Origin of the sequence: Streptomyces sp. NPDC060209, from assembly GCF_042728155.1 — a bacterium.
Taxonomy (GTDB): Bacteria; Actinomycetota; Actinomycetes; order Streptomycetales; family Streptomycetaceae; genus Streptomyces.
Genome location: NZ_JBHWZS010000478.1, coordinates 1 through 4,373, shown reverse-complemented (window position 1 = coordinate 4,373; position 4,373 = coordinate 1). Strand labels below are relative to the sequence as shown.

5 protein-coding genes are annotated in these 4,373 nt (G+C 69.8%); all 5 read right to left on the bottom strand.

Annotated elements, in window-relative coordinates; all coding sequences use genetic code 11:
* Positions 1-83: 83 nt before the first annotated feature.
* Complete coding sequence (locus ACFWFI_RS41385) at positions 84-299, bottom strand: EF-hand domain-containing protein (RefSeq protein ID WP_387400911.1); 216 nt, start codon at positions 297-299, stop codon at positions 84-86.
* 104 nt (positions 300-403) lie between these two features.
* Entirely contained in the window at positions 404-1,576 is a 1,173-nt protein-coding gene (locus tag ACFWFI_RS41380) for a YVTN family beta-propeller repeat protein (RefSeq protein ID WP_387400909.1), read from the bottom strand.
* The gene (locus ACFWFI_RS41375; RefSeq protein ID WP_387400907.1) at positions 1,576-2,397 is read right to left on the bottom strand and encodes a polysaccharide deacetylase family protein; all 822 of its coding nucleotides are present in this window, start codon (positions 2,395-2,397) and stop codon (positions 1,576-1,578) included. The genes ACFWFI_RS41380 and ACFWFI_RS41375 overlap by 1 nt, the downstream gene beginning before the upstream one ends.
* A gap of 387 nt (positions 2,398-2,784) precedes the next feature.
* Complete coding sequence (locus ACFWFI_RS41370) at positions 2,785-3,297, bottom strand: ATP-binding protein (RefSeq protein WP_387400905.1); 513 nt, start codon at positions 3,295-3,297, stop codon at positions 2,785-2,787.
* A 251-nt stretch (positions 3,298-3,548) separates the two neighbouring features.
* The gene (locus tag ACFWFI_RS41365) at positions 3,549-4,316 is read right to left on the bottom strand and encodes an enoyl-CoA hydratase/isomerase family protein (protein WP_387400903.1); all 768 of its coding nucleotides are present in this window, start codon (positions 4,314-4,316) and stop codon (positions 3,549-3,551) included.
* Positions 4,317-4,373 lie beyond the last annotated feature (57 nt).

Sequence of the window (4,373 nt, the reverse complement as noted above, 5' to 3'; positions counted from 1 at the left end):
ACCCTCACCACCGACGGCCTGGTCCACCTCAAGTAGCCGGGCCGCCCACCGCACCGGGCCGGCACCTGCCGGTCCGGTGCGGGTCAGGCCTTGTTCTGCGAGGCCCAGAACTCGTCGAACGTGAGCTCGCCGTCACCGTTGGTGTCGTGGGCGTTGATGACGGCCTGCGCCACGGTCTCGGTGACGTAGGGGTCACCGAGCTGCGCCATCGCGCTCTTGTACTCGGCGGCCGTGATGCTGCCGTCGTTGTTCTGGTCGAAGCGCTCGAATGCCTTGCGTGCCGACTCGATGTCCGCCACTGTTCCGCCCCTTCGTTAAGCGTCGTTGACGAAGGTCAGATTATCCGGCAGTCCGGGCGGCTGGTCCGGCGGGCGACGGCGCACTGCCGGGCCCCCGGTTCCCGTCAGCGGAAGACGCCGGTGTGGCCGAGCGAGTAGCGGCCCGGCTGCGGGTAGACCGCCAGTCCGTGCGGGCCGCTGCCGACCGGGATCCTGGCCAGCTGCTTGCCGCTGGAGGTGTCGATCGCGTACACCTCGGCGTCGTAGCGCCCGGAGAGCCAGAGCACCTTGCCGTCGGCCGAGACGCCACCCATGTCGGGGCTGCCGCCGTCGGGGAGGCGCCACTTCGCGGTGAGCTCCTTCCTGGCGAAGTCGAAGACGGACACGGAGCCCTCGCCCCGGTTGGAGATGTACATCTCCTTGGAGTCACGGCTGACATAGAGCCCGTGGGCGCCCTCGCCGGTCGGCAGCAGCTTCGGCGTGGTGAACGTCTTGCCGTCGAGCACCCACATGCCGTGCGCCATCATGTCGGCGATGTAGAAGGTCGAGCCGTCCGGGGAGAGCTTCACGTCCTGCGGCATCGCTCCCTGCTTCGGCAGCCTCTGCTGTCCGACGACCTCCATCTTCTCCGTGTCGACCTTGAGCAGTTCGCCGGAGAACTCGCAGGAGACGATGAAGTACCGGCCGTCCGCCGAGAAGTCCGCGTGGTTGACCCCCGCGCAGTCCACGGGCAGCGTCTTCGCGACCTTCATGGTGTGCGGGTCGCGGAAGACCAGCTCGCGGTCCATCGAGGCCATGACGACGGCGTACTTGCCGTTCGGGGTGAAGTAGAGGTTGTACGGATCGGAGACGTCGAGCGTCCGGCCGGCCTTCCCCGTGGCCGGATCGATGGCGGTGAGGCTGTCGCCGAGGTCGTTGTTGACCCAGAGCGTCTTCAGGTCCCAGGAGGGCACGACGTGCTGCGGCTGGTTGCCGACGGGAATGGTCTCGACGACCTTGTACGTCGCCGGGTCGATCACCGTCACCGTGTTGGAGTTGGTGTTGGGGACGTAGATCCGGGAGGGGAAGTCCTTGACGGCCGGGGCCAGCTTTCCGGCGCGGTCCGCCGCGTAGACGTTCTTCGGGTCGAGCACGGGAGGCATCCCGGGCAGCCCGGGCGGGGGCGCCGGCCGGTCGGGCGGGGCGGCGGCCTCGGTACGGGAGGGCTCGGGCCGTGCGTGGTCCGCGGGGGCGGCGCAGGCGGCGAGCGCGGCGACGAGCAGGGCGGCGGCGGTGAGGGCGCGCGGGGAGGGAGGCATCAGGTCAACAGCTCCGTGGTGGTCACCGCGCGCAGTTGGCGCCGGTCGATTTCGGTGAGGAGGAGGGGCAGTGCGGCGATGGTGTCCCGGTAGCCGAAGTGCAGGCTCACCACCGAGCCGTTGCGGAGCTCGCCGGCGACCTTGCGGGTGACGGCGGCGACCCCGGGCGAGGTGAAGTCGAGGGAGTCCACGTCGTAGGACAGGACGTGCGGGTATCCGGCCCGGCGGGCGAGGTCCTGGACGAGTGGGGTGGCGTACCGGGCGCGCGAGGGCCTGAACCATGTGCCGATGGAACCGGTGAGCCGGCGCAGGCGCCGGGCGCAGCCGGTGATCTCCTCGTACGCCCTTGCCTCGTCCATCGCGTTGATGTCGAGGTGGCTCTCGGTGTGGTTGCCGAGGTCGTGGCCGCCGTCCAGGATCCGGCGGGCCATGCCGGGGTGCTGGTCGAGCCAGCTGCCGACGGCCAGGACGGTGAGCCGGGCGCCGGCCCGCTCGGCTTCGCCGAGGACGGCGCGGGCCAGGGTGGGATCGCCCTGGCCGTGGAAGGTGAGGGCGACGCGGGGGCGACCGCGGGGACCGTGCTCGACCTGGACCGGCTGCCCCGGGAAGCGGCGCGGGGCGGCGGCCGGACCTACGGCGCCGTGGCCCTTCTGGGCGTTCTGCGCGCCGTCGCGGGTGCTGTCGCCGTTCTGTGCCTTCCGGGCCGGCGACGGCGGGGCCCCGTCCTGTGCGCAGCCCGCTGCCGCGGTGCCTGCCAGGAGGGCTCCGGCTGCCGTACGCAGGGCGCCACGGCGGGGCACCGGTGTCCAGCGACCGTTCATGGCCGTCCACCTCGCGGGTCGGTTCGGGTTCTGTATCCCCGAGACCCAAGACACATTAAGGCGGAATGAGCGGAAATACGGGGGTGGCCGGGCGTGGCTACTTCCAGGCGGTAATCGATGAATCACGCAGTGAATCTGAAGAAAATGTAAAGAATGCCAGGCGAGTGACCCATCACACCTGCGATTCATAACCCAAATGGACCGCAGCGCACTAAATGACCGTTTTACGGCTTTGTCTCCGGCGTCGCCCGTCTGCCATAGTCGGGGAAGCGACCTCCTCCGACCCGAGCCAGGTCCCCTGTGCGGCCGTGGACACACCCCCCATTCCACGGCCCCCTCAGAAGCCCCCGACGAGCCACACCCAGGCCGACCGGGGGCTTCTGCGTGTCAGCGGTCGGTGGTGCGCATCTCGAACCAGGTGGTCTTCCCGCGCGGTAAGAGATCCACGCCCCACCGGTCGGAGAGCTTGTCCACCAGGAACAGACCCCGCCCGCTCACGTCCATCTCACGGACGGGCATCAGACACGGGAGCCCACGCGAGGGGTCGCGCACCTCGATCCGGACCCATCCGCGACGGCGCAGCATCCGCAGACCGAAGACCCGCGCCCCGGTGTGCCGCACAGCGTTGCCCACGAGCTCGGAGACCAGTAGCACTCCGTACTCGGCGGTCTGCGGGGGGAGCTGCCACTGGCGCAGCATGACGCACGAGGTGATCCGGCGGGCGGTGGCCGCGGACTCGGGACGGGAGGGCAGCCGGACTTCGCCCTCCGTCGGATTTCCGAACAACTCCAGTGCCCTGAACGCCTGTTCGTCTTCAACGACAGACGTCAAGCGTGCCGCTGCAGCGCTGCTGCGCGGCGGCTGTTCCACACCCTCGAGGCCCGCCATGCTCACCATCATGGCCGCACAGAACGCTCTCTGTGACCGTTCCGGCAGAATCCCCTTCCCGGAACCAGTCATTCCGCGCCGGTTCTCCGGCATATGCCAGAGGCAGAACGGAGGTCCGTTCAGCCATGCCCACCTGCGGCGACGGAGTAGGGTCGGGTAATTGCACGCGCGAGGCGGACGCCGGGCCTTAAGGTTTTCTTAAGGTCCAGCTAATCCGCCCGCACGGATGAACACGCGTGCCTGTGTACGTAACTCACGCTCGGTCAGACAAATTTGGCCTTGCCCGGGCCCTCCTCCACGAAGCTGCGCATGCCGCGCTCCCGGTCCTCCGTGGCGAAAAGGCCCGCGAACCAGTTCCGCTCGATCGTGAGCCCCGTGTCGATGTCCGTCTCCAGCCCCGCGTCGACGGACTCCTTGGCGGCACGCAGCGCCAGCGCGGGCCCGCGGGCCAGCCGGGCGGCCCAGGCGTGCGCCTGCTCGTACACCTCGGCGGCGGGCACCACACGGTCCACCAGTCCGATCGCCAGGGCCTCCTCGGCCTTCACCTGACGGCCCGTGAAGATCAGGTCCTTGGCCTTGGACGGGCCCACCAGCCGGGCCAGGCGCTGGGTGCCGCCGGCGCCGGGGATGAGCCCCAGCAGGATCTCCGGCTGGCCCAGCTTCGCGTCGTGCGCGGCGATCCTGAAGTCCGCGCAGAGGGCCAGTTCGCAGCCGCCGCCCAGGGCGTAGCCGGTGACGGCCGCGACCACGGGCTTGGGGATGCGTGCCACAGCGGTGAAGGACTCCTGCAGCGCCCGGGAACGCACGACCATCGCCGTGTGGTCCATCGCCTGCATCTCCTTGATGTCCGCGCCGGCCGCGAACACCTTCTCGCCGCCGTAGAGGATCACCGCCCGCACGTCGTCGCGCCGGCCGGCCTCCTCGGCGAGCTCGCGCAGCCGGTCCTGGACGGCGACGTCCAGGGCGTTCATGGGCGGGCGGTCCAGCCGGATCGTGCCGACGTTGTCGCTTACTTCGAGGGTTACGGTCATGGGGAGCAGGTTAACCGTCGCTAACGCGGGCGGGCCCCGTGCCCTTGGTCACAGCAC

Coding starts and splice junctions, on each gene's coding strand:
- ACFWFI_RS41380 (WP_387400909.1), bottom strand. CDS start 1,576: ATGCCTCCCTCCCCGCGCGCCCTCACCGCCGCCGCCCTGCTCGTCGCC.
- ACFWFI_RS41375 (WP_387400907.1), bottom strand. CDS start 2,397: ATGAACGGTCGCTGGACACCGGTGCCCCGCCGTGGCGCCCTGCGTACG.
- ACFWFI_RS41370 (WP_387400905.1), bottom strand. CDS start 3,297: ATGATGGTGAGCATGGCGGGCCTCGAGGGTGTGGAACAGCCGCCGCGC.
- ACFWFI_RS41365 (WP_387400903.1), bottom strand. CDS start 4,316: ATGACCGTAACCCTCGAAGTAAGCGACAACGTCGGCACGATCCGGCTG.